General features: G+C 68.6%; 3 protein-coding genes. All 3 read left to right on the forward strand.

Going from position 1 to position 2979, the window contains the following annotated elements:
* Positions 1-827, forward strand: an 827-nt coding sequence (locus VA603_RS09520; protein WP_486679291.1) for a glycoside hydrolase family 127 protein, incomplete at its 5' end; no start/stop codon positions are given.
* 188 nt (positions 828-1015) lie between these two features.
* Positions 1016-2209 (forward strand): CaiB/BaiF CoA transferase family protein, encoded by a 1194-nt coding sequence (locus tag VA603_RS09525; RefSeq protein WP_323438658.1) that lies wholly within the window; start codon positions 1016-1018, stop codon positions 2207-2209.
* 14 nt (positions 2210-2223) lie between these two features.
* Positions 2224-2979 (forward strand): transaldolase family protein (locus VA603_RS09530; RefSeq protein ID WP_323438659.1); only part of this gene is annotated, 756 nt, incomplete at its 3' end.

Here is a 2979-nt window from a genome sequence, read left to right on the forward strand (position 1 = left end):
AACTGGAGCGTACCGCCTACAACGACCTGCTCGCGGCGATGGCGCCCAACGGCGAGGACTGGTGCTACTACACCTTCCCCAACGGCAAGCGCGTGCACACCACGTATTGGCGCTGCTGCAAGTCCTCCGGCGCGATGGCGGTGGAGGAACTGCCGCAGGTCGCCTATGGCGTCGCCGCCGATGGCGGCCTGCGGATAAACCTGTACGGACCCGGCCAGGCCACGCTGTCGCAGGCCGAGGCCGGCGCGGTGGCGCTGCAGCAGCACACCCGCTACCCGTTCGACGGCCAGGTCACGCTGCGCGTCTCGCCCGAGCGCAACGCGACCTTCAGCGTCGGCCTGCGCATCCCGGCCTGGGCCGAGGACGCACGCATCCAGGTCAATGGCATCACCGTGCCGGTGCAGCCCGGCGATGACGGCTTCGTGCAGATCCTGCGCGAATGGAAGGCCGGTGACCTGGTCAACCTGCGCCTGCCGATGCAGCCGCAGCTGCAGCGCGCGGCCAACATCAACGTGCAGGAATCGCGCGCACCCGACGGCTCGCCGGTGGCGCAGGAAGTGCTGCGCTGGGAGTACGTTGGCCTGACCTATGGCCCACTGGTCTACGCCACCGGGCTGATCGATGGCTTCAAGACCGACGAGACGGTGCGGTTGCCGCACGGCGACCCGTCGAAGTGGCTGCAGGTCGGTGAGGACCGGGGCGAAGGCGCCACGGTGACGATGCAGCTGGACTGCCGCGCGCCGCTGGTGTTCGAGCCCTACTACCGCTGCGGTGGCCGTGAGCACGGTGCATGGCGCCTGAGCTGGCTGTCGCTGGCGCCTTCGTGATCCACCCGCCGGTGCCGGCCACGTCAGGTGCGTTGCCGGCATCGGCAGGACGATGCGTCCCGTTCCATCGCGGTGTCAGGGGCGCTCGATGGGCTGTGGAAGGTTTTTGTCCTCGCTGAAAATACCCGCACGATCTGTTTCTTCCGGTGGCACGGGAGGAAACTGCAAGCAAGGAATCGAGTAACCCCATGTCTGCAAGCCACCCCCCTTCTCCCTTTGATGTCGCCACGCGCGAAGGTGCCACCGGTCCGCTCAGCGGCATCCGCGTGCTCGACCTGAGCGCCTACATCGCCGGCCCCTACGGCTGCACGCTGCTGGCCGACCAGGGCGCGGAAGTGATCAAGGTTGAACCGCCGGTGGGCGACAACCTGCGCAAGTACCCCTCCACGCTGGAAGCGGAAAGCCGGGCGTTCCTCGGCGTGAACCGCTCCAAGCGCGGCGTGGTGCTGGACCTGAAGGAACCGGACCAGCGCGCGGTGCTGATGCGGCTGGTGCGCGAGGCCGACGTGCTGGTGCACAACTTCCGCCCGAGCGTGCCGGCGCGGCTGGGCATCGACTTCGAGAGCCTGAACCGGATCAACCCGCGCCTGGTGTACTGCGCGGTCACCGGGTACGGCGAAGGTGGCCCGCTGAAGGACAAGGCCGGCTACGACCAGGTGCTGCAGACCATGACCGGCATGTGCGCGATGCAGGGCAAGCCCGGCGGTGCGCCGGAGATCCTGTACGGCTCGGTGGTGGACTACTACGCCGCCGCGCTGGTCGCTGCCGGCGTGTCCTCGGCACTGTATGAGCGCGAGCGCAGTGGCGAAGGCCAGTACGTCGGCGTGTCGCTGCTGCGCAGTGCGCTGACCATGCAGTCGGCACGCATGATCTGGGCCGAGGGTGAGCCCGAGGGCGTGGGCCGTGACATGCGTTCGGGCGGCGTCACCGGCATCCATCCCACCGCGCACGGCCACCTGTACATCTCGGCCAACACGCCGCGCTTCTGGCAGGCCTTGTGCGAGAAGACCGGCCTGCCGGAACTGGCCACCGACCCGCGCTACGACAGCGTGCGCAAGCGCGCCGAGCATTCCGATGAACTGCTGGCCAAGCTGCATGCCGCGCTGGCCACGCGCAGTGCACTGGAGTGGGAAGCCCTGTTCGGCGAGGAAGTGCCGTGCGCGGCCGCGCGCAAGGTCGAGGACATGTTCGAGCACCCGCAGGTGCTGGCCGAGGAAATGATCACCACCCTGCCGCACCCGCTGCTGGGCAGCTACCGTGGCATCACCCGTCCCATCGTGTTCGGGCGCACCCCGGGCCCGCAGCCGTTTGCCGCGCCGGTGTTCGACCAGGACACCGCGGCTGTCATCGCGCGCATCGATGATGACGGCGCCACCGACTGACCTGGAGTACCCGCATGACCGCTGCATCCAAGCTCGCCCAGCTGCGTGAACTGTCCGTCGTCGTCGCCGACACCGGTGACTTCGAGGCCATCAAGCGCCTGCGTCCGGTGGACTGCACCACCAACCCGACCCTGGTGAAGAAAGCCCTCGACCTGCCGGTCTATGCCGCGTTGATCGAGCGCGAGCTGCAGTGGGGCCGCAACCAGCCCGGCGACGTGCAGGACGTGGCCAAGGCCGTGGTCGACCGCCTGACCGTGGGTGTGGGCACGATGCTGGCCGAGCTGGTGCCCGGCCGCGTGTCCACCGAAGTGGACGCCGACCAAGCCCACGACACCGCTGCCACCATCGCCAAGGCGCGCGAATTCATCGCCATGTACGAAGCGGCCGGCGTGCCGCGTAGCAAGGTGCTGATCAAGATCGCCGCCACCTGGGCCGGCGTGGAAGCGGCGCGCGTACTGCAGGCCGAAGGCATCGACTGCAACCTGACCCTGATCTTCAACCCGACCCAGGCGCTGGCCTGCTCGGAAGCCGGTGCGTTCCTGATCTCGCCGTTCGTCGGCCGCATCCTGGACTGGTACGTGGCCAACGGCCAGGCGCCGGCCAGCATCGACGAAGACCCGGGCGTGCAGTTCGTGCGCGGCGTGTACGCCGAGTTCAAGCGCCGTGGCTCGCCGACGGTGGTGATGGGTGCCTCGTTCCGCTCGACCGCGCAGATCGAAGCGCTGGCCGGCTGCGACCGCCTGACCATCTCGCCGGACCTGCTGGAGAAG

This window comes from Stenotrophomonas capsici (assembly GCF_034961085.1).
Lineage (GTDB): Bacteria > Pseudomonadota > Gammaproteobacteria > Xanthomonadales > Xanthomonadaceae > Stenotrophomonas > Stenotrophomonas capsici.

Coding starts and splice junctions, on each gene's coding strand:
- VA603_RS09525 (WP_323438658.1), top strand. CDS start 1,016: ATGTCTGCAAGCCACCCCCCTTCTCCCTTTGATGTCGCCACGCGCGAA.